The sequence below is a fragment of the Ramlibacter sp. PS4R-6 genome (assembly GCF_037572775.1).
In the GTDB taxonomy this organism is placed as follows: domain Bacteria; phylum Pseudomonadota; class Gammaproteobacteria; order Burkholderiales; family Burkholderiaceae_C; genus Ramlibacter.
The window spans coordinates 1,119,955-1,141,334 of the sequence record NZ_JBBHKA010000001.1; the positions used below are offsets into that span (position 1 = coordinate 1,119,955).

Annotated in this window: 17 protein-coding genes and 1 pseudogene; 16 read left to right on the forward strand and 2 right to left on the reverse strand. The window is 68.9% G+C overall.

Annotation, left to right across the window (positions count from 1 at the left end; translation table 11 throughout):
* The first annotated feature begins 152 nt into the window (after positions 1-152).
* Genes WG903_RS05535 through WG903_RS05575 form a run of 9 tightly spaced genes read left to right on the forward strand, consistent with a single transcriptional unit; the run spans position 153 to position 8,222 of the window.
* The gene (locus tag WG903_RS05535; protein WP_340073222.1) at positions 153-614 is read left to right on the forward strand and encodes a PaaI family thioesterase; all 462 of its coding nucleotides are present in this window, start codon (positions 153-155) and stop codon (positions 612-614) included.
* A 10-nt stretch (positions 615-624) separates the two neighbouring features.
* On the forward strand, positions 625-1,806 hold the full coding sequence (locus WG903_RS05540; protein ID WP_340073223.1) for an isovaleryl-CoA dehydrogenase: 1,182 nt from the start codon (positions 625-627) through the stop codon (positions 1,804-1,806).
* A 43-nt stretch (positions 1,807-1,849) separates the two neighbouring features.
* Entirely contained in the window at positions 1,850-2,509 is a 660-nt protein-coding gene (can, locus tag WG903_RS05545) for a carbonate dehydratase (RefSeq protein WP_340073224.1), read from the forward strand.
* A gap of 22 nt (positions 2,510-2,531) precedes the next feature.
* The gene (gene aceK, locus WG903_RS05550; RefSeq protein WP_340078197.1) at positions 2,532-4,391 is read left to right on the forward strand and encodes a bifunctional isocitrate dehydrogenase kinase/phosphatase; all 1,860 of its coding nucleotides are present in this window, start codon (positions 2,532-2,534) and stop codon (positions 4,389-4,391) included.
* A gap of 12 nt (positions 4,392-4,403) precedes the next feature.
* A complete protein-coding gene (locus tag WG903_RS05555) occupies positions 4,404-5,585 on the forward strand; it encodes an acetyl-CoA C-acyltransferase (RefSeq protein ID WP_340073225.1) in 1,182 nt (393 codons plus the stop codon).
* A gap of 3 nt (positions 5,586-5,588) precedes the next feature.
* A complete protein-coding gene (locus tag WG903_RS05560) occupies positions 5,589-6,716 on the forward strand; it encodes an acyl-CoA dehydrogenase family protein (protein WP_340073226.1) in 1,128 nt (375 codons plus the stop codon).
* 33 nt (positions 6,717-6,749) lie between these two features.
* Complete coding sequence (locus WG903_RS05565) at positions 6,750-7,271, forward strand: GAF domain-containing protein (protein ID WP_340073227.1); 522 nt, start codon at positions 6,750-6,752, stop codon at positions 7,269-7,271.
* Complete coding sequence (locus WG903_RS05570; protein WP_340078198.1) at positions 7,153-7,563, forward strand: YchJ family protein; 411 nt, start codon at positions 7,153-7,155, stop codon at positions 7,561-7,563. The genes WG903_RS05565 and WG903_RS05570 overlap by 119 nt, the downstream gene beginning before the upstream one ends.
* The gene (locus WG903_RS05575; protein WP_340073228.1) at positions 7,560-8,222 is read left to right on the forward strand and encodes an HAD family hydrolase; all 663 of its coding nucleotides are present in this window, start codon (positions 7,560-7,562) and stop codon (positions 8,220-8,222) included. Before WG903_RS05570 ends, WG903_RS05575 begins: the two co-directional genes overlap by 4 nt.
* A gap of 1 nt (position 8,223) precedes the next feature.
* Here the strand turns inward: WG903_RS05575 and WG903_RS05580 are convergent, their stop codons facing one another.
* Positions 8,224-8,997: a ferredoxin--NADP reductase gene (locus WG903_RS05580; protein ID WP_340073229.1), complete on the reverse strand. Its 774-nt coding sequence runs from the start codon at positions 8,995-8,997 to the stop codon at positions 8,224-8,226.
* A gap of 109 nt (positions 8,998-9,106) precedes the next feature.
* Between WG903_RS05580 and WG903_RS05585 the strand changes: the two genes are divergently transcribed.
* The 7 genes and pseudogenes from WG903_RS05585 to WG903_RS05615 all read left to right on the forward strand — a co-directional run bounded on the left by WG903_RS05585 (position 9,107) and on the right by WG903_RS05615 (position 17,026).
* Positions 9,107-9,370: a hypothetical protein gene (locus WG903_RS05585; protein WP_340073230.1), complete on the forward strand. Its 264-nt coding sequence runs from the start codon at positions 9,107-9,109 to the stop codon at positions 9,368-9,370.
* A 21-nt stretch (positions 9,371-9,391) separates the two neighbouring features.
* The gene (locus tag WG903_RS05590) at positions 9,392-10,336 is read left to right on the forward strand and encodes an HlyD family secretion protein (protein WP_340073231.1); all 945 of its coding nucleotides are present in this window, start codon (positions 9,392-9,394) and stop codon (positions 10,334-10,336) included.
* Positions 10,333-11,028: pseudogene (locus tag WG903_RS05595) on the forward strand (ABC transporter ATP-binding protein); the annotation flags it as partial. The gene WG903_RS05590 and the pseudogene WG903_RS05595, both read left to right, overlap by 4 nt.
* 83 nt (positions 11,029-11,111) lie before the next feature.
* Positions 11,112-12,221, forward strand: coding sequence for an ABC transporter permease (locus WG903_RS05600; RefSeq protein WP_340078199.1), 1,110 nt, complete (start codon positions 11,112-11,114; stop codon positions 12,219-12,221).
* A 142-nt stretch (positions 12,222-12,363) separates the two neighbouring features.
* Positions 12,364-14,907 (forward strand): cellulase family glycosylhydrolase, encoded by a 2,544-nt coding sequence (locus WG903_RS05605; protein ID WP_340073233.1) that lies wholly within the window; start codon positions 12,364-12,366, stop codon positions 14,905-14,907.
* Positions 14,908-15,066: 159 nt separating this feature from the next.
* The gene (locus WG903_RS05610; RefSeq protein ID WP_340073234.1) at positions 15,067-16,086 is read left to right on the forward strand and encodes a hypothetical protein; all 1,020 of its coding nucleotides are present in this window, start codon (positions 15,067-15,069) and stop codon (positions 16,084-16,086) included.
* A gap of 40 nt (positions 16,087-16,126) precedes the next feature.
* Positions 16,127-17,026, forward strand: coding sequence for a hypothetical protein (locus WG903_RS05615; RefSeq protein WP_340073235.1), 900 nt, complete (start codon positions 16,127-16,129; stop codon positions 17,024-17,026).
* 23 nt (positions 17,027-17,049) lie between these two features.
* Here the strand turns inward: WG903_RS05615 and WG903_RS05620 are convergent, their stop codons facing one another.
* Positions 17,050-21,204, reverse strand: coding sequence for a beta strand repeat-containing protein (locus tag WG903_RS05620; RefSeq protein ID WP_340073236.1), 4,155 nt, complete (start codon positions 21,202-21,204; stop codon positions 17,050-17,052).
* Between the last annotated feature and the right edge of the window lie 176 nt (positions 21,205-21,380).

A 21,380-nucleotide genomic window follows, 5' to 3' on the forward strand; every position in this document is an offset into this window, starting at 1 on the left:
AAGTCCCGCACTGTAGAGCAACACAACGACTGCCGGGCAGCGGCGATCCCCCGTGACGGCCGCTTCGTTGCCTCCGGCGGGAATTCTTGGCTTGCCCGCCGTCCCCGGGCATAATTGACGTTTACGTAAACGTCAATTCCCCAGGAGCCGCCATGGCCGAAGCCGCGTTCACCCCGAAGGACCCGCAGTATGAGCAGCGCGTGCGTGCGAGCTTCGAGCGCCAGGCGGCGATGCAGACCATCGGCGCCTTCCTGTCGGTGATCGACCCCGGCCGCGTGGTGATCGAGCTGCCGTACGCGCAGGCGCTCACGCAGCAGCACGGCTTCCTGCACGCGGGGATGATCGCCACGGCGCTGGACTCGGCCTGCGGCTACGCGGCCTTCACGCTCATGCCGCACGACGCGGCGGTGCTGACCATCGAATACAAGATCAACCTGCTCGCGCCGGGCAAGGGCCAGCTGTTCCGCATGGAAGGCGTGGTGACCAAGCCCGGGCGTACGATCACCGTCGTCGAGGGCAGGGCCTTCGCCATCGACGAGGGCCGCGAGAAACTCATCGCCACCATGACCGCGACCGAGATGAGCGTCTTCGGCCGCGACGACGTCAAGCACTAGGAGACAGAACATGAACGACCTGCCCGGCCTGAACTTCCAGCTCGGCGAGGACATCGACGCCTTGCGCGACGCGGTGCGCGAGTTCGCGCAGGCCGAGATCGCGCCGCGCGCGGCCGAGGCCGACCGCAGCGACCAGTTCCCCATGGACCTGTGGCCCAAGATGGGCGAGCTCGGCGTGCTGGGCATCACCGTGCCCGAGGCCTACGGCGGCGCCGGCATGGGCTACCTGGCGCACATGGTGGCGATGGAGGAGATCTCGCGCGCATCGGCGGGCATCGGCCTGTCGTACGGCGCGCACTCCAACCTGTGCGTCAACCAGATCAAGCGCAACGGCAACGAGGCGCAGAAGAAGAAGTACCTGCCCAAGCTGATCTCCGGCGAGCACGTCGGCGCGCTCGCCATGAGCGAGCCCGGCGCGGGCAGCGACGTCATCTCGATGAAATTGAAGGCCGTCGACAAGGGCGGCTACTACGTGCTGAACGGCACCAAGATGTGGATCACCAACGGCCCCGATGCCGACACGATGGTGGTCTATGCGAAGACGGAGCCGGAACTCGGTGCGCGCGGCGTCACGGCCTTCATCGTCGAGAAGGGCATGAAGGGTTTCTCCACGGCGCAGAAGCTGGACAAGCTGGGCATGCGCGGCTCGCACACCGGCGAGATGGTGTTCCAGGACGTCGAGGTGCCCGCGGAAAACGTGCTGGGCACGCTGAACGGCGGCGCGAAGGTGCTGATGTCCGGCCTGGACTACGAGCGCGCGGTGCTCGCCGCCGGGCCCGTCGGGATCATGCAGGCCGTGATGGACAACGTGGTGCCCTACATCCACGACCGCAAGCAGTTCGGCCAGTCGATCGGCGAGTTCCAGCTCATCCAGGGCAAGGTCGCCGACATGTACACCGTGCTGCAGGCCGGCCGCGCGTTCCTCTACACCGTCGGCAAGAACCTCGACATGCTGGGCGCCGAGCACGTGCGCCAGGTGCGCAAGGACTGCGCCTCGGTCATCCTGTGGTGCGCCGAAAAGGCGACGTGGATGGCCGGCGAGGGCATCCAGGTGTTCGGCGGCAACGGCTACATCAACGAGTACCCGCTGGGGCGCCTGTGGCGCGACGCCAAGCTCTATGAGATCGGCGCCGGCACCAGCGAGATCCGCCGCATGCTGATCGGCCGCGAGCTGTTCGCCGAGACGATGTAGGTAAGCCCACGTACCAGCGACAATTCGACCGAACCTCCACAATATGCCCATGGCTTCGCTCGCCGACCTCTTCGCCCACAACCGCGCCTGGGCGGCGCAGATGGAGCGCGAACGCCCCGGCTTCTTCGCGTCGCTGACCAAGCAGCAGGCGCCCAAGTACATGTGGATCGGCTGCTCCGACAGCCGCGTGCCCGCCAACCAGATCACGGGGCTGGACCCCGGCGAGGTCTTCGTCCACCGCAACGTCGCCAACGTGGTCGTGCACTCCGACCTCAACGCGCTGTCCACCATCCAGTTCGCCGTGGACATGCTGAAGGTCGAGCACATCATGGTGGTGGGCCACTACGGTTGCGGCGGCGTGCAGGCGGCGCTGGAGAACCGGCGCGTGGGCCTGGCCGACAACTGGATCCGCCACATCTCCGACGTGCGCGACCGCCACCGCGGCCTGCTGGAGAACACCGCGCCCGACAAGCGGCTGGACGCGCTGGTCGAACTCAACGTCATCGAGCAGGTGGTCAACGTGTGCGTCAGCACCGTGATGACCGACGCCTGGGCCAAGGGCCAGAAGGTCACCGTGCACGGCTGGGCCTACGGCGTGCACGACGGCTTGCTGCACGACCTGCACATCACGGTGGACGGCGCCGACTCGATCGAGCCGGCCTACCGCGCGGCCATCGAAGGCATCACGGCCGACCGCCGCTAGGGCCCGGAAGCGCGCCATGCCGATGTTCCCCCAGCGCCTCGATTCGCCGCTGGCCTACGACATCGCCAAGGCCATGCTGGACGGCTTCAACCGCCACTACCGCCTGTTCCGCCAGGAGTCGGCGCGCGCCAAGCACCGCTTCGAGACGGCCGACTGGCACGGCCAGCAGCGCGCCCAGCGCGAGCGCATCCAGTTCTACGACCTGCGCGTGCGCGAAGCCACGGCGCGGCTCGAGAAGGAATTCAAGGCCGGCGAGCAGCCGATGGAAGTCTGGCAGCAGGTCAAATTGCACTTCATCGGCCTGCTGGTCGACCACCACCAGCCCGAGTGCGCCGAGACCTTCTTCAACTCGGTCACGACGAAGATCCTGCACCGCACGCACTTTCACAACGACTTCATCTTCGTGCGCCCGGCGGTCAGCACCGAGTTCATCGAGAACGACGAGCCGGCGGCGATGCCGACCTACCGCTCGTACTACCCCACGCGCGAAACGCTGCACGAAACCATCGTTCGCATCATCGACAACTTCCAGTTGCTGCGGGAGTTCGACGACCTGCCGCGCGACGCGCAATTCGTGCTCGAGGCCTTCAGCGGCCGCCTGGCGCAGGTCAAGTTGCGCGCCAACTTCCAGGTGCAGGTGCTGTCGTCGCTGTTCTTCCGCAACAAGGGCGCCTACGTCGTCGGCAAGCTGATCAACGGCTTCAACGAGGTGCCGTTCGCGCTGCCCATCCTGCACAACAAGCAGGGCAAGCTGTTCATCGACGCGTGCCTGTTCGGCGAGGACGACCTGCAGGGCCTGTTCTCCTTCGCCCGCGCGTACTTCATGGTGGACATGGAGATCCCGGCGGCGTACGTGCAGTTCCTGCGCTCGCTCATGCCGCGCAAGCCGCGCAACGAGATCTACAACGCGCTCGGCCTGGCCAAGCAGGGCAAGACCCTCTTCTACCGCGACTTCCTCTACCACCTGAAGCATTCGTCGGACAAGTTCCGCATCGCGCCCGGCATCAAGGGCATGGTGATGCTCGTGTTCGACCTGCCTTCGTTTCCCTACGTCTTCAAGGTGATCAAGGACTGGTACCCGCCGCCCAAGGACACCACGCGCGAGCAGATCAAGGGCAAGTACCTGCTGGTCAAGCAGCACGACCGCGTGGGCCGCATGGCCGACACGCTGGAATACAGCGACGTGGCGTTCTCGCGCGACCGCTTCGAGGACGACCTGATCGAGGAGCTGAAGAAGTTCTGCCCCTCGCTGCTGGAGATCGGCGACCGCGACGGCGACGGCGCCGAGGAGGTGATCATCAAGCACCTGTACATCGAGCGCCGCATGATCCCGCTGAACATCTACCTGCAGGAGGCGTTCGACACGCTGCAGGTGGCGGAGGCGGGCAGCCCGCACGCCGTGCAGGCGCAGCAGCAGATCGAGTCGGCGGTGGTCGAGTACGGCAACGCCATCAAGGACCTGGTGGCGGCCAACATCTTCCCCGGCGACATGCTGTGGAAGAACTTCGGCGTCACGCGCAACGGCAAGGTCGTCTTCTACGACTACGACGAGATCGAATACCTCACCGAGTGCAACTTCCGCAAGGTGCCGCAGGCGCGCACGGAAGAAGAGGAGATGTCGGGCGAGGTCTGGTACCCGGTGAACCGGCACGACGTGTTCCCCGAGACCTTCGAGCCCTTCCTGCTGGGCAACCCGGCGGTGCGCGAGGTGTTCATGAAGCACCACGCCGACCTGCTGGACCCGGCGTTCTGGAATTCGCGCAAGGAGCGCATCGTCGCGGGCCATGTCCACGACGTCTTCCCCTACGAGAGAGACAAGCGATTCATCCGCAAGCTGTCGCCGGCGCAGCGCAGCGCGGAACCCCTGACCGAACCGATCTGAAAGGAGATCACCATGTCCGATTCCATCGTCATCACGGGCGCGGCACGCACGCCGATGGGCGCCTTCCAGGGCGACTTCACCGCGCTGGCCGCCCATGACCTCGGCGGCGCCGCGATCAAGGCCGCCGTCGAACGCGCTGGCGTTTCCGGCGACGCCGTCGGCGAAGTGCTGTTCGGCAACTGCCTGATGGCGGGCCAGGGCCAGGCGCCCGCGCGCCAGGCGCTGTTCAAGGCCGGCCTGCCCAAGAGCACGGGCGCCGTCACGCTGTCGAAGATGTGCGGCTCGGGCATGAAGGCCGCGATGTTCGCGCACGACATGCTGCTGGCCGGCACGCACGAGATCATGGTCGCCGGCGGCATGGAGAGCATGACCAACGCGCCCTACCTGCTGCTCAAGGGCCGCGGCGGCTACCGCATGGGCCACGACAAGGTCTTCGACCACATGATGCTGGACGGCCTGGAGGACGCTTACGAGCCGGGCCGCGCCATGGGCACCTTCGGCGAGGACTGCGCCGCCAAGTACAAGTTCACGCGCGAGGCGCAGGACGCCTTCGCCACCGCATCGGTGATGCGCGCGAAGAAGGCCACCGAGTCGGGCGCGTTCGCCGCCGAGATCACGCCCGTCATCGTCAAGGACCGCGCCGGCGAGCGCGTGGTGTCCATCGACGAAGGCCCGGGCAAGGTCAAGCTGGACAAGATCCCGCAGCTCAAGCCCGCGTTCAAGAAGGACGGCACGATCACCGCCGCGTCGTCCTCGTCGATCAACGACGGCGCCGCCGCGCTGGTGCTGATGAAGGAATCGACCGCGTCGCGCCTGGGCGGCAAGGCCATCGCGCGCATCGTCGGCCACGCCACGCACGCGCAGGAGCCCAATTGGTTCACCACGGCCCCCGTGGGCGCGACGCAGAAGCTGCTCGGCAAGATCGGCTGGAAGGCGAGCGACGTGGACCTGTGGGAAGTCAACGAGGCCTTCGCCGTGGTGCCGATGGCGCTGATGGAGGAACTCAAGCTCCCGCACGACATCGTCAACGTCAACGGCGGCGCCTGCGCGCTGGGCCACCCGATCGGCGCATCCGGCGCGCGCATCATGGTCACGCTGATCCACGCGCTGAAGGCGCGCGGCGGCAAGCGCGGCATCGCCACGCTGTGCATCGGCGGCGGCGAAGGCACCGCGGTCGCGGTCGAACTGCTGTAAGCGATGCTCCTGTCGCAGGACCAGGAGATGGTGCGCGACGCCGTTCGCGCGTTCGCGCGCGAACAGCTGTGGCCGAACGCGCCCGCGTGGGACCGTGAACGCACCTTCCCGCGCGAGGCGCACCGGGGCCTTGCGCAACTGGGCGCCTACGGCATCTGCGTGCCCGAGGAATACGGCGGCGCGGGCCTGGACTACCTGACCCTCGCGCTGGTGCTGGAGGAGATCGCGGCCGGCGACGGCGGCACCTCCACCGCCATCAGCGTCACCAACTGCCCGGTCAACGCCATCCTCATGCGCTACGGCAACGACGCGCAGAAGAAGAAGTGGCTCACGCGCCTGGCGCAGGGCGAGATGCTCGGCGTGTTCTGCCTGACCGAGCCGCACGTGGGCAGCGACGCGTCGGGCCTGAAGACGACGGCCACGCGCGAAGGCGGCGGCTACGCGATCAACGGCGTCAAGCAGTTCATCACCAGCGGCAAGAACGGCCACCTGGCGGTGGTGATCGCCGTCACCGACAAGGGCGCGGGCAAGCGCGGCATGAGCGCTTTCCTGGTGCCGACGGACACCCCCGGCTACATCGTGTCGCGGCTGGAAGAGAAGATCGGCCAGCATTCGAGCGACACCGCGCAGATCACGCTGGAGAACTGCCGCATCCCCGCCGAGAACCTGATCGGCGAGGAGGGCGAGGGCTACAAGATCGCGCTGTCGGCGCTGGAAGGCGGGCGCATCGGCATCGCCGCGCAATCGGTCGGCATGGCGCGCAGCGCGCTGGAGGTTGCCATCGACTACGCGAAGGAGCGCCAGAGTTTCGGCACCGCGATCTTCAACCACCAGGCCGTCGGCTTTCGGCTGGCCGAGTGCGCCACGAAGCTCGAGGCCGCCCGCCAGCTGATCTGGCATGCCGCGACGCTGCGCGACGCCGGCAAGCCGTGCCTGAAGGAAGCCGCCATGGCCAAGCTGTTCGCCAGCGAAACCGCGGAGCAGGTGTGCAGCGCCGCCATCCAGACGCTGGGCGGCTACGGCTACGTCAACGACTTCCCGGTCGAGCGCATCTGGCGCGACGTGCGCGTGTGCCAGATCTACGAAGGCACGTCGGACGTGCAGAAGATCATCATCACGCGCGCGCTCTGAATGGATGGGCTGGACGAGCTCTAGAATCCGGCCATGCCGTTGTCCGCCGCCCGCACCCGTGCCCTGCGCATGATCGAGGAGCAGGTGCCCCTGCAGCGGGTGCTGGCGTACCTCGCGAGCAGCGCGGAGGAGCTGTGCCACCGCAACATCGTGGCCTCCATCCTGCTGCTCGATCGCGAAGGCCTGCTGCGCAACGGCGCCTCGCCGAACCTGCCGGCCGATTACCTCGACGCGATCGACCGGCTCAAGCCCCACCCGGACCTGGGCACCTGCGCCTCGGCCGCGGCCACGGGGAACGTCGTCGTCACGCGCGACTTCCTGGACGACAGCCGCTGGGCCGAGCTGAAGCACCTGCCCATCGCACTGGGATTCCGCGGCGCCTGGAGCATGCCGATCAAGGACGACCGCGGCCGCGTGCTGGGCACCTTCGGCAGCTATTTCTTCGAGCCGCGCGTGCCCACCGACCACGAGCAGGCGGTGGTCGCGCAGCTCGTGCCCGTCGCAGCGCGCGCCATCGCCGCGGCGCACCCGGTTGACCCGGCCCTGGCCCGCTGACGCGCCGGCGCTGATGCGCTCGCGCTACGACGCCTACGCGGCGCTGGACCGCCAGTGGCTGCTCGACACCTGGCATCCCTCGACGCGCCCGGCGGCGCTCGAACTCGATCCCGCAACGAAGTGGCTGGGCCTGGACGTGAAGGACCACCGCGTGGTCGACGACACGCACGCCGAAGTCGAATTCGTCGCGCGCTTCCGCAGCGGCGGCGGCCGCGCGCAGCGCCTGCACGAGCGCTCGCGCTTCGTGAAGGAAGGCGGGCGCTGGTACTACGTCGATGGGGACGTCCGGTGAGGTTCGGCGCCGTCCTGTTCGACTGCGACGGCGTGCTCGTCGACAGCGAGCGCATCACCAACGGCACGCTGCGCGAGATGCTCGGCGAGCTCGGCTGGCAGCTGTCGCCCGAGGAGTGCATGCGCCTGTTCGTCGGCAAGGCGGTGAAGGACGAACGTGCGCTGATCGAAGCGAAGACGGGACAGCCGCTCACCGAGGAGTGGATGGTGCGCTTCCGCGAGCGGCGCAACGTGCGCCTGATGGCCGAGGTGCAGGCCATCGCCGGCGCGCTCGACGCGGTGAAGGAACTGCACCGCTTGTTCGACGGCCGCATTGCCTGCGGCTCGGGCGCCGACCTGCCGAAGGTGCTGATGCAGCTGGAGAAGTGCGGCCTGCTGCCCTACTTCGAAGGCCGCGTGTTCAGCGGGCATGACCTGCCGCGTTCGAAACCCGCACCCGATGTCTACCTGGTGGCGGCGAAGTCCGTCGGCGTCGATCCGGCTCGTTGCCTCGTCGTGGAAGACACCATCACGGGCGTGACCGCGGGCGTTGCCGCCGGCGCCACGGTGTTCGGCTACAGCCCGCCCGAGGCGGGCCATGACGCGCCCGATGCGCTGCGCGCCGCGGGCGCTGCGCTCGTCTTCACGCGGATGGCGGACTTGCCGGCGCTGGTCGCCTGACTTACTGCTCGGCGAAAGCGCGTTCGATCACGAAGTCGCCCGGCCGCGAGGTGTTGCCCTCGTTGAAGCCGCGTCCCTCGAGCATGTGCTTCAGGTCCTTGAGCATGCCGGGGCTGCCGCAGATCATCACGCGGTCCTCGGCCGGGTCCAGGCCGGGCAGCTTCAGGTCTTCGAAGATCTTGCCGGTCTCCAGCAGCTCGGTGACGCGGCCCATGTTCTTGTACGCCTCCCGCGTGACAGTCGGGTAGTAGATCAGCTGGTTGCGCACCATCTCGCCGAGGAACTCGTGCGAGGGCAGGTGTTCCACCAGCAGGTCGTGGTAGGCCAGCTCGTCCTTCTGGCGCACGCCGTGCACCAGCACGATCTGCTCGAACTTGTTGTAGGTGTCGGGGTCGCGCACGATGCTCATGAAGGGCGCCAGGCCCGTGCCCGTGGACAGCAGGAACAGGCGCTTGCCCGGCAGCAGGTAGTCGATGAGCAGCGTGCCCGTCGGCTTGCGGCCCACGATGATCATGTCGCCGGCCTTGACGTGCTGCAGGCGCGAGGTCAGCGGGCCGTCGGGCACCTTGATCGACAGGAACTCGAGGTGGTCCTCGTAGTTGGCGCTGACGATGGAGTAGGCGCGCAGCAGCGGCTTGTTGTTGACCTTCAGGCCGATCATCGTGAAATGGCCGTTGGAGAACCGCAGCGCGGGGTCGCGCGTGGTCTTGAAGGTGAACAGGCGGTCCGTCCAGTGGTGGACGTCCAGGACTTTTTCTTCGTTGAAGGCGCTCATGGTGCTTCGGTGGGCGAACCCCGGATTATCCCAGCGCCCTCATTCCCGATCCGGCAGAAGCTTATGCCGTCCTACGGCCGGGCCCCCGCCACTGCGCTAGGGTCCGGGGATGGACTTTTCAGCTGAATGGGTGGCGTGGCTGCAATGGCCCGCGATGGTCGCGAGCGTGCTCGCGGCGTGGCTCGTCGCCTCGACGCACGCGGGCCGGCGCAAGGTGGGGTTCTGGGTGTTCCTCGCCAGCAACGTGCTGTGGGTGGCGTGGGGCTTGCACGACGCCGCCTGGGCGCTGATCGCCCTGCAGGTGGTGCTGGCGCTGATGAACGTGCGCGGCGCGCGCAAGAACGAGCGCGCCCAGGAGCGGGAGGAAGCCTGAGCGCGCGGCCATAATCCGCCCATGAGGGGCGTCGCTCTGACGATCTGCGCAGTCCTGCTCGCCGCCTGCGGTGCCAAGACCGACGGTGCGTGGTCCGGCTATGCCGACGCCGACTACGTGTACGTCGCCGCGCCGCTGGCGGGCACGCTGTCGGCCCTGCACGTGAAAGCCGGCGAGGCCGTGGCGAAGGGCAAGCCGCTCTTCGCGCTGGAGGACGAGGCCGAACGCGCCGCGCGCGAGGAAGCCAATGCGCGCGTGGCCGCCGCGCAGTACCAGGCCGCCGACACGGACAAGGGCAAGCGCGAGCCGGAGGTGGCGGTGAACCAGGCGCAGCTTGCGCAGGCGAGGGCGCAGGCCGAGCTCGCGCGCCACGACGTCACGCGCAAGCGCGAGCTGATGGCCAAGGGTTTCATCGCGCGCGCGCAGGTCGACGAGGCCGAGCACGCGCTGCAGCAGGCGCAGGCGCGCGTCGCGGAGCTGGCGTCGGTGGTGGACGTGGCGCGCCTGCCCGCGCGCAGCGACGAGCGCCTGGCCGCCGATGCGCAGGCGAATGCCGCGCGCGCGGCCGCGAGCCAGGCCGACTGGCGCGCCCGGCAGAAGCAGCAGTCCGCGCCCGTCGACGCGCAGGTGGCCGATACCTTCTTCCGCCCCGGCGAGTTCGTGAACGCGGGCCAGCCCGTGGTGTCCCTGCTGCCCGCGGCCAACGTGAAAGCGCGCTTCTACGTGCCCGAGCCGCAGTTGCCGCAAGTCGCGCTGGGCAAGGAGGTGCGGCTGCGCTGCGACGGCTGCGGCGCGCCCATTGCCGCGCGCATCACGTTCATCTCCACCAAGCCCGAGTTCACGCCGCCGGTGATCTACTCGAACGAGCAGCGCGCCAAGCTGGTGTTCCTGGTGGAGGCGAAGCCCGCGCCGCAGGACGCCGCAAAGCTGCGGCCCGGCCAGCCGCTGTCGGTCGTCCTGCCATGAGCGATCTCGCGATCGACGTGCGCGGGCTGACCAAGAAGTACGGCACGCGCACGGTGGTCGACCACGTCGACCTGCAGGTGCGCGCCGGCACCATCTGCGGCTTCCTCGGCCCCAACGGCAGCGGCAAGACGACCACCATCCGCATGCTGTGCGGCCTGCTCAAGCCCGATGCGGGCGAGGGCACGTGCCTCGGGCTGGACATCATCCGCGACGCGCGGCAGATCAAGCGCCAGGCCGGCTACATGACGCAGAAGTTCGGCTGGTACGAGGACCTGTCGATCCGCGAGAACCTGGACTTCATCGCGCGCCTGTTCGAGGTGCCGGATCGCACGAAGGCCGTCGACGCCGCGCTCAACCGGCTGGGCCTCGTCGAGCGTCAGGACCAGCTGGCCGGCGCGTTGTCGGGCGGGTGGAAGCAGCGCCTCGCACTCGCGGGCTGCCTGATCCACGCACCAAAGCTGCTGCTGCTGGACGAACCCACGGCGGGCGTCGACCCCAAGGCGCGGCGTGAGTTCTGGGACCACATCCACCAGCTCGCGCACGAGGACGGCATGACGGTGCTGGTGTCGACGCACTACATGGACGAGGCGCAGCGCTGCGACGAGCTGGTGTACATCGCCTACGGCCACGTGCTCGCGCGCGGCAACGAACAGGAAGTGCTGCGGCAGGCGGGCGTGACGGACGGCAACCTGGAGGACGCCTTCATCGCCCTCATCGCCCGCGCGCACGACAACTTCGCGGCGGAGGCGCCGTGACGCGCTTTTCCTTCGCGCGCATGGCGGCGGTGTTCCTCAAGGAATTCCAGCAGATGATGCGCGACCGCCTGACCTTCGCCATGGCGGTGGGCGTGCCCATCCTGCAGCTGGTGCTGTTCGGCTACGCGATCAACACCGACCCCAAGGGCCTGCCCACCGCGCTGGTCGCCGCCGACAGCGGCCCGATGGCGGCCAGCGTCGTCGCGACGCTGCAGAACACCGGCTACTTCCGCATCGTGCACGCGGGCGTCGACGAAGGCGAGGCGGAGCGCATGCTGGAAGAAGGGCGCGTGCAGTTCCTCGTGGTGATCCCGCCGCAGTTCTCGCGCCGCATCGTGCGCGGCGAGCGCCCGCAGATGCTGGTGGCCGTCGATGCGACCGACCCGTCGGCGTCGGGCAATGCGCTGGCCGCGCTCGCGGCGGCGACGGACCGCGCGCTGGAGCGCCAGCTCACCGGCCCGCTGCAGCGCCTCGCGGAAAAGCCCGGGCCCTTCGAAGTCGTCGTGCACAAGCGCTACAACCCCGAGGGCCTGTCGCGCTACAACATCGTGCCGGGGCTGATCGGCACCATCCTCACCATGACGATGGTGATGCTCACGGGCCTGGCGATGACCCGGGAGCGCGAACGCGGCACGCTCGAGAACCTGCTGGCCACGCCGGTGCGGCCGTCGGAGGTGATGGTGGGCAAGATCCTGCCGTACGTCGTGCTCGGCTACGTGCAGCTGGGCGTGATCCTCGGCGCGGCCGCGCTGCTCTTCCACGTGCCGCTGGAAGGCAGCTTCGTGCTGCTGATGGCGATGATCGGCGTGTTCATCGTGGCCAACCTGGGCGTTGGCTTCACCTTCTCCACGCTCGCGCGCAACCAGCTGCAGGCCATGCAGATGACGTTCTTCTTCTTCCTGCCGAGCATGCTGCTGTCCGGGTTCATGTTCCCGTTCCGCGGCATGCCCGAGTGGGCGCAGGCGCTGGGCGAGGTGCTCCCGCTCACGCACTTCCTGCGCATCGTGCGCGGCATCATGCTCAAGGGCAACTCGCTGGTGGAGCTGTGGCCCGAGCTGTGGCCCATGGTGCTCTTCATGGCGGTGGCCGCCGCCGTAGCGCTCAAGCGTTACCGGCAAACCCTGGATTGAGCGCGTTGTAGTCGCGCTCCGACGGCGCTTGTAGTCGCGCGCCGCGAGTTCCGCTCTTTGGAGCTAGCGTCACGCCACGGCGCAACCTCTGCATTCGATACTGCCGCGGCTGCCAGCTCGGGCGGCATTCACGGGGTATCGCATGAAATTGAGGCGGCGGGATTTCAACAAGGCCACGGCGAGCGCGATCGCGGTGGCGGTCACGGGTTGCGGCGGCGGCGGCGGCGGGGGCGAAGCGCCCGCGCCGGTTGCGGCCGGGCCGGCGCCCGCGCCGGCACCTGCACCGGCTCCCGCGCCGGCACCCGCCCCGGGCCCTGCGCCCGCACCGGCGCCCGTTCCCGCACCCGCGCCGGCCCCCACGCCTGCGCCGGCTCCTGCTCCCACGCCCGCGCCGCCCGGTGCGCTGCGCATGGGTGCCAACCTCGCGGGCATGCAGGCCGCGATGGGCAACCTGCGCTACGGCCAGGGCACGCAGGTGAACATCGACTGGGCCGTGCCGCGCCGCGCCGACGTGCAATGGCTCGCGGCCAACGGCTACAACATGAACCGCCTGCCGATCCAGTGGGAGATGCTGCAGCCGGTGCTGTTCGACACCAACATCAACACGGCGACGCGCGCCATCGTCGGCAACCCCGGCGAATTCAACGCCACCTACCAGTCGTACATCACGAGCGTGCTCGATGCGCATGCGCAGGCCGGCATCAAGTGCTGGATCGACCTGCACAACTACTGCCGCTACGTCGACTTCGTGTACCAGGCCGACGGCTCCGTGCGCGGGCTCGTGCGTCCGTCGGTGGCCGGCATCTACCCGTACACCAGCGACTCCTCGCAGGTCATCACCCGCATCATGGCCACCGCGCCCGGCGCGACGCTGCGCCCCGCGCACTTCACCGACTTCTGGACGCGCGCCGCGCGCCTGTGGAAGGACCACCCGGGCTTCGGCGGCTACGGCCTGATCAACGAGCCGTACAACATGCCCTCGCCGGGCAGCACCGTCGAAAGCGGCGCCGACGGCGTGCAGGACCTGAACATCTGGCCGACGTTCGCCAAGGCCGCGATCGACGCGATCCGCGCCATCGACCCGGCGACGCCGATCTACCTGGACAGCAACTACTGGAGCGCCGCCTTCACGCTGGGCACCAACAACCCGGCGTGGCCGATCCAGGGCACGAACATCATCTACGACGTGCACATGTACCTCGACGCGTTCTCCACGGGGCAGCGCTTCGACTACGACGTGGAGCTGTCGCGCGGCGCCAGCGTGGGCGTGGGCAACGTGCCGATCAACGCCGACACCGGCTGGCTGCGCCTGAAGAGCGCGGTGGACTTCGCCGCGCCGCGCGGCATGAAGCTCGCGCTGGGCGAGACGGGCATGCCGATCGACGACCCGCGCTGGCAGGAGATGTTCCAGCGCCTCACCGACTACGCACGCAGCAACGGCGTGGAGATCTACCCGTGGAACGGCGGCAGCCACTGGCCGCTGCACAACAGCCCCATGCACTTCGTGCCCGGCTGGCACCAGAACCGCACCATCGAACCGGCGGCGTCCGGCGTGCTCAAGCGCACGGCCAACGTGCGCAGCGCCACGGTGTTCGACGACGGCCCGGGCTACGCGCTGGCCGGCACGCCGGTGACGATCACCGTCTATGCGCGCGGCTATGTCGCGAGCCCCGTGACCGTATCCATCAGCTCCAACAACGGCGGCACGCTCAGCGCCTCCAGCATCACGCTGCCGGCCGGCGCGAACCCGCAGGCCACCTACACCTTCACGCCGGCGGCCGACCGCATCACCACGCTGTCGTACGCCGTGTCCGGCGGGCTCAATGCGCCGCCGCCGCGCAAGGTGTATTCGCTGGCCGACCCGGTGGCCTATTCGGCCACCAACCTCGCCGAAGCGGCGCGCGCCATCGTCGCCAAGTACGCGGCGTGCAAGTGGGAGATGGCCGACGGCTACACCGACTACCTCGGCGGCGGCTCGCTCGCGCAGGCCGGCCAGCCGGTGCGCGCCATCGCCGACTCGGGCTGGGGCTCCAGCGCCGGCAACGCGATGGAGATGCTCAACTGGATGAACACCGACAGCGCGTCGCTCGCCAACATGCCGCCCGCCGTGATGCGCGTGATCAACGGCAAGCGCGCGACCGACCACACGGGCTGGGCGACGTCGGGCTTCTGGTGCCGCAAGAGCGCCCCCATCGACGTGATGCAGCCCAACCCGAAGAACGTGGTGCCTTACACGGTGGGCGACGCGCACTTCGTGCTGGCGGCGGTGAGCCTCAACGCGCCGCAGGACGGCCTGGTGTTCCAGGCGTCCAACGCCTACACGCGCGCCGCCTCGCAGCTGATGATCGCCGGGGGCCGCCCGCGCGCCACCTTGACCGACTACTCGGGCAACACCGTCACGCTCACCGCCAACAACGCGCTCGCGGCCGGCGCGCCGTCGGTGCTCACCTTCGCCAGCAACGTCGGTGCGCAGCGCCTGCGCGTCGATTCGGCGCCCGCCGCGACGGGCTCGACGCTGATCGAGCGCAGCGCGTTCGACCAGATGATGATCGGCTGGGGCTTCTCCATGTTCTATCCGCAGCAGGGCTTCGGCGGGAACGTCTTCGGCGTGATCACCGGCCGCGGTGCGCCCAGCGACGCGGAACTGCAGGTGATGGAGCGCTATCTGATGAGCATGGCGGGCTGACGCCGGCGCGCCCGATTTGTAACCGGATCGCGACACGGGCGCCCCGCGGGGCGCCCGTTTTACGTGGTTTCGTGCAGTAGTTCACGGGCAATACGCATCGAAAGCGGTCCGAGGGCGTCGCTACTCGTTACTATCTGTATCAGTGAGGTTACAAACAAGATGAGCGTTCCGGTCATGCGCATGGGTCTCGTCGGCTTCGCCGACGAGCGGCAGCTGCGCAACCTGCTCAAGACGCGCAACCTCAACCTGCAGTGGGAGCGCTGGCCGTTCATGGAGGCCGACGCCTTGTGGATCAACGGCGAGAACGCGCAGCCCCAGCGCGGCAACATGGTCCGCATCCCCTCGGCCGAGCCGGGCAAGCCGGCGACGCTCATGAACCTGAAGGAGATGGACCGGCCGACGGCGTTCACGCTGCCGTTCAACAACGGCTACTTCACGCCGCCGCTGGCCTTCGACCCGCACAAGGTCGACCAGGTGGCCGACGTCTTCAACCAGTTCGAGGCGCAGCTGCTTGACACGGCCGTGGACCTCACGCTCGCCTCAGCGATTGCCGACCGCCGCCACGACCTGGCGTCGCCCTACTACCACCTGAACGCGCACGGCAAGCTGGTCGCCATCGTCGGCGTGACGGGCGATCTGGGTTTCGCGCCCGACGCGACGCCGCACGAAGTCGCCGAAGCCGACTGGGCGGCCCGCCCGCCCGCGGCCAGCACGGTGCCGTCGCACTTCCGCCGCACGACGATCGCGCACGTGATGTGGAACTACGTGATGCGCAATGGCGGCGAGCTGCTGCCTTCCCGCTATCGCACCGCGACCATCTACTGGCGCCGCATGCCCAACGTGCCGCAGCGCATGGTGCGCGAGGAGCACCTGCTGCTCATCTCGGCGCTGTCCACCGGCCCGCACACGATCGAATCGCTGGTGGCCACCACCGGCCTGAGCGAAGCCGCGGTGTCGCAGGCGCTGGCCGCTCTGTACTTCGGCGGCAGCCTCACGACCGACCCGGCCAAGGCCGGGCCGGCGCGGCCCGCGAAAGGCGCCGCGGCGCAGGAAGACTGGCCCAGCAGCATGACCAGCACGTTCCAGCCGCCCACGACGCCGGCGCCGTCGCGCCCGCGGCGGCCGCAGTTCGACATGCCCACGGTGCCGCAACCGCTGGAGCCCGGCTCGAAACACTGATCGCATTCGCAACAACAACAAGACTCGGAGCAAGGCAAGGATGCAGGGGATTGACAGCGAAGGTGGCGGGGGCCCAGAGGGCCGGCAACCCGCGCCGGTCCTGGCGGCGTGGATCCGCGAGCTGCTCGGCGACGTGCAGTCCACGCAGGTGCGCAAGCTCGAACAGCTGCGCGCGCGGCTGGAAGGCCAGATCTTCTCCTGGGACAACTCGGAACTCGCGCGGTCGCTGCAGGCGCTGTACTCGGGCGGGCGCGAACTGCATTTCGCCGAGCTGCGCACGGGCTGGCTGCAGCGCATGCTGGGGCGGCACAAGCCGGCGTTCCAGCGCTTCGCCGCGGCGGTCGACCGCATGGACGGCAGCGTCGGCGGCGCAAAGGCGCAGGCCCTCGCGCTCGCGGCCAGCTTCAAGGACCACAACCAGGCGGCGCGGCGCGTGTTCGTCGAGCTCGACCTCGAATGCAAGGAGCTGGCGGCCGAACTGGACCAGGGCGTGACGTGGCTGCAGCAGATGTGCGAGGACATCAACGGGCAGCGCAAGGGCGGGGCCGCCGACCGCCAGCTCGCCACGCTCGCCGAACAGGCGCAGGCCTACACGCAGGACTTCAAGCGACTGCAGTCGATCAGCGCGCTGGTGCGCGACATCGGCGTGCGCGGCCAGGCCATCCTCGACCGCCGCAGCGCGCTGCTCGAGCAGGTGCGCGCCGAGATGGAATTCTTCGAGAAGCAGTGGAGCGTGAAGGTCGGCGACCTGGCCGCCGCCGTGCGCGCCGGCCACACCGGCCTGCCCGGCATCCCGAAGGCGATCGAGGCGCACGACGAGGCGATGAAACGCCTGGAGGCGGCGCTGGACGCCTGCGGCGCGCTGCAGGGCGAGGAGCAGTTCATGGACGAGCAGCTGGAAAGCCTGGGCGAGACCTTGCGGGAAGGCCGCGCGGCCTAGTCGAATTCGCAGTCGTGGCGGCGTCAGGCCACGACCACGAAGTCCGCGTTGTCGAAAGTGCCGCCCACCAGCGTGACCTTGGCGATGAGCGTGCGGTTCGCGGCGCTGCCCCCGTCGCTGTCGTAGTAGAGGTCCCCGTTGGCATCGAACACGATGTTCACCGCCCCGCCCACGGCGGCGCCGGCGCCCGTGCCGCTGGCCACCGATGCGAAATCGGCGGCCGCGAGCACCGCGCCCAGCGCGATGCCGCCGTACGTCCCCGCGGACAGCTCGATGCGATCGGCGCCGTTGGCGTCGAAGTCGCGCAGCCGGTCGACGTTGGCCGCGGCGCCGGGCGCCGTGTTGAACACGAAGGTGTCCGACCCGGTGCCGCCGACGAGGAAGTCGTTGCCCGCCGCGCCGAGCAGGCGGTCCGCGCCGTCGCCGGCCACGACCAGGTCGTCCCCGGTGCCGCCGTTGATCGTGTCGGCGCCGCCGTTGCCGAACAGCATGTCGTTGCCGTTCCCGCCGGTCAGCGCCTGGCCGAGCACCGACGAGGCGATGACGTCCTCCTGCCCGGTGCCGCCGAGCGTCGTGCCGATCCGGTAGGCCGTGGTGCCGATCGCGTAACCCTGGTACGTGCCGCCGTTGGTGAAAGTCACGCTCTCGATGGTGCCCGTCGAGTAGTGGTCCTTGATGACGATTTCCGTGCCGCCCGCCTTCACGACGAGGTCGTTTCCCACCTGTTCGAAGCCGAGCGTGCCGAGAGAAAGGCTGTCGGTCGGCGCCGTCGTGGCGACCTGCAGCGCGTCGTTGCCGCCGCCGCCATCGCTGATGCTGTCGTTGCCGTCCCCCAGGCCGAAGATGTAGGTGTCGTTGCCGGACCCGCCCAGCAGGATGTCGTTGCCCGCGCCGCCGTTGAGCGTCGATCCCCCGCTGCCGGAAACCAGGATGTCGCTGCCGCTCGTGCCGGACAAGGTGCCCTGGGTCACGGCGACCGCCGTCGGCGCGCCGTTGCCGGTGCCGTCGGTCGGCGTGTAGCTGAACGAGCCGCCCGCGGGCGCCGCGTCCGTCACCGTCACCGTGCCGTTGCTGCCGGTGCCGGCCAGGTGCGTGGCAGTCAGGCCCGTGGCCGCGCTCACGCCCGCGACGTCCAGCGTCCCGCCGGCGGTGAGCGTGTCGTTGGCCAGCAGCGCCCACTCCGGCACGGTGAAGGCGGTGCCCAGCCCGACGTTCGTGATGACACGGTCCGCGCCTCCAGTCGGGCCGACCGGGGTCTCGGCCGTTCCCAGCATGTGGATCGTCACCGACGTCGCCATGCCGTCTGCGGCGGCCACGATGAACGAGTCCGTGTAGGTCGTCCCCGCGATGAACTCGTCGTGGGCCGTCGAGGCGGTGTACGTCCACGCGCCGGCTGCGTCGACGGCGAACGTGCCGTACGTGCCCGCGCTCGCGCCCTGCGTCACGAAGGTCTGCGCACTGTCCACGTCCGAGATGGTCAAGGTGCCCGCCGTGCTGAGGGCGGCCGGCGTGTTGCCCTCGGTGAGGTTGCGCACGTCGGCGGACAGCACCGCCGCGTCGTTGGTGCCGGCGATGTTGATGGTGACGGTGCTGGTGGTCCCGTCTGCCGACGAGACGGCGAAGGCGTCGCTGTACGTCGTGCCGGCGACGAATTCGTCGTGCGCCGAGCTGGCGGCGTAGGTCCAGGCGCCGGCGGCGTCGATGGCGAACGTGCCATATTTGCCCGCGCTCCCTGCTTGCGCCGCGAACGTTGCCGCGCTGTCGGCGTCGGTCACGGTGAGCGTGCCGCTTGTGCCGATGGCTGCCGCCGTGTCGGCCTCCGTCAGGTTCTTCGTGTCCGACGAAAGGACGGCGGCGTCGTTCGTACCCAGGATGTTGATCGTGATGCTTGTCGCAGTCCCATCTGCCGATTCGACTGCGAACGTGTCGGTGTAGGTCGTGCCGACCACGAACTCGTCATGCGCGGAGCTGGCCGTGTAGGTCCATGCGCCCGCTGCATCGATCGCGAACGCTCCGTACTTGCCTGCCGTGCCCGCCTGGGCCTTGAACGTTTCGGCGCTATCGACGTCCGTGATGGTCAGGGTCCCGCTGGCGCCGAGCGCCGCGGCCGTGTTCGCCTCGGTGAGGTTCTTCGTATCGGAAGACAGCACGGCTGCATCGTTCGTGCCGAGCATGTTGACCGTCACGCTCGTGGCCGTCCCATCTGCTGACTCGACTGCGAACGTATCGGTGTAGGTCGTGCCGGCCACGAACTCGTCATGCGCGGAGCTGGCCGTGAAGGTCCATGCGCCCGCTGCATCGATCGCGAACGCTCCGTACTTGCCTGCCGTGCCCGCCTGGGCCTTGAAGGTCTCCGGGCTGTCGACGTCCGTGATCGTCAACGCGCCGCCCGTGCCCAGTGCCGTGTCGGACTCCGTCAGATTCTTCGTATCGGAAGACAGCACGGCTGCATCGTTCGTGCCGAGCATGTTGACCGTGACGCTCGTCGCGGTCCCATCTGCCGACTCGACCGCGAATGTGTCGGTGTACGTCGTGCCGGCGACGAACTCGTCGTGCGCCGAGCTGGAGGCGAAGGACCATGCGCCGGCTGCGTCGATCGCGAAGGTGCCGTACTTACCAGCGGTGCCTGCCTGGGCCTTGAACGTTTCGGCGCTATCGACGTCGGTGATTGTCAGCGTTCCGCTGGTGCCGAGCGCCGCCGCCGTGTCCGCCTCGGTGAGGTTCTTCGTATCGGAAGACAGCACGGCTGCGTCGTTCGTCCCGAGCATGTTGACCGTCACGCTCGTCGCAGTCCCGTCCGCGGACTTCACGGCAAACGTGTCGGTGTAGGTGGCGCCGGCCACGAATTCGTCGTGCGCCGAACTCGCCGTGTACGTCCACGCCCCGCCCGCATCGATGGCGAAAGTGCCGTACTTGCCCGCGCTCGCGGGTTGCGCCTGGAACGTGTCGTCGCCGTCGATGTCTGCCACGGTCAGCGTGCCCGAGCTCCCCAGGGCGGCCGCGGTGTCGCCCTCCGTGAGGTCGCGGACGTCCGCGGACAGCACGGCCGGGTCGTTGACGCCGGTGACGACGACGCTGAGGGTCTGCGTGACAGAGCCGCCGTGCGCGTCGGAAATGACGACGTCGAAGTATTCCGTTGCCTTCTGCCCCTCGCCCAGCGCCTGCGTGTTGGCGTTGGGCACGCTGTAGCTCCACGTCACGACCCCGCCCGCTGCCCCGGTGGCCGCCGTGGTCACGCCCGCGGTCACGATGCCGCCCCATGCGTTGTCGGCGCGCACGGTCACCTTCACGGTGTGCACATCGGACAGGTCCTTGTCGTCGAACGCCACCGTCCCGCTCGCCGCCAGGTTCGGGTTCGCGGCATCCTCGGTGACGGCGCCGCTGGCCGTGGCCGCGCTGATCGTCGGCTGGTCGTTGGTCCCCGTGATCGTGACGGTCACGGTGGCCGTGGCGAAATCGTCGTTGGCGTCCGTGACCTGGTACGTGAACGTGTCCGTGGCCGTCTCGCCGGCGGCCAGGTACTGGTAGTGCGCGTTGTCGGCCTGGTAGTCGAAGCGCCACGAGGCCGGGTTTGCGGCGTCGGGCTTGACCAGCGTGGCCGTGCCGTGCGTGGGCGCCGACACCACCTTGAGGTCCTTGACGAGGTCGGCGACCGAGTCGTTGGCGAGGACGTTGATGGCGACTGCGCCTCCGTCCTCCACCGCCGAAGCCGAATCCGCGGTTGCGAAGACGAACGCGTTGGCGGGGTCGATCACGGCGCCGTCGACGGTGATGCGCAGCGACTCCATCGATTGCACCTTCAGCGTCGACGTGCCGAAGCGGAACGTGAAGTCGCTCGCGATGCCGTTGGACACCTGGCCCGTCTGCGCTTGCGTCACCTTTGCCAGGTGCGCGAGGTAGGCGGCCACCTGCTGCTGGTTGACGATGTCCAGCCACTGCGCCAGCGTGAACTGAATCAGGAGCGAGTCGATGCCGGCGCCGCCGGTGTACACGTCGCTGCTGCCGGCGTTCTGGCTGATGTTGTAGATGAAGGCGTCGTCGCCGGCGTCGCCATTGAGCGTGTCGCTGCCGCTGCCGCCCACGAGGATGTCGTCGCCGGCGCCCGCGCTGATGCGGCTGCCTTCGGCCAGGGCGGTGAGGGTGTCGGAGCCCGAGCTGCCGGCGATCGTGGTGGTCATGTGCGTTGCTCCTGTCCGGCGTCACCGGCCGGACCATTAACGCGCCGCCGAACCTCGGCCGCATGGCCGGGATGTCATGGGATGAGCAGGAGGCCGCTGCGCCACGTGCAGGACATTCCTGTGAGCGGCATGCCGGCATTGCGCGGCGCCGCCCGGCTCGGGGATACTGCCTGCCC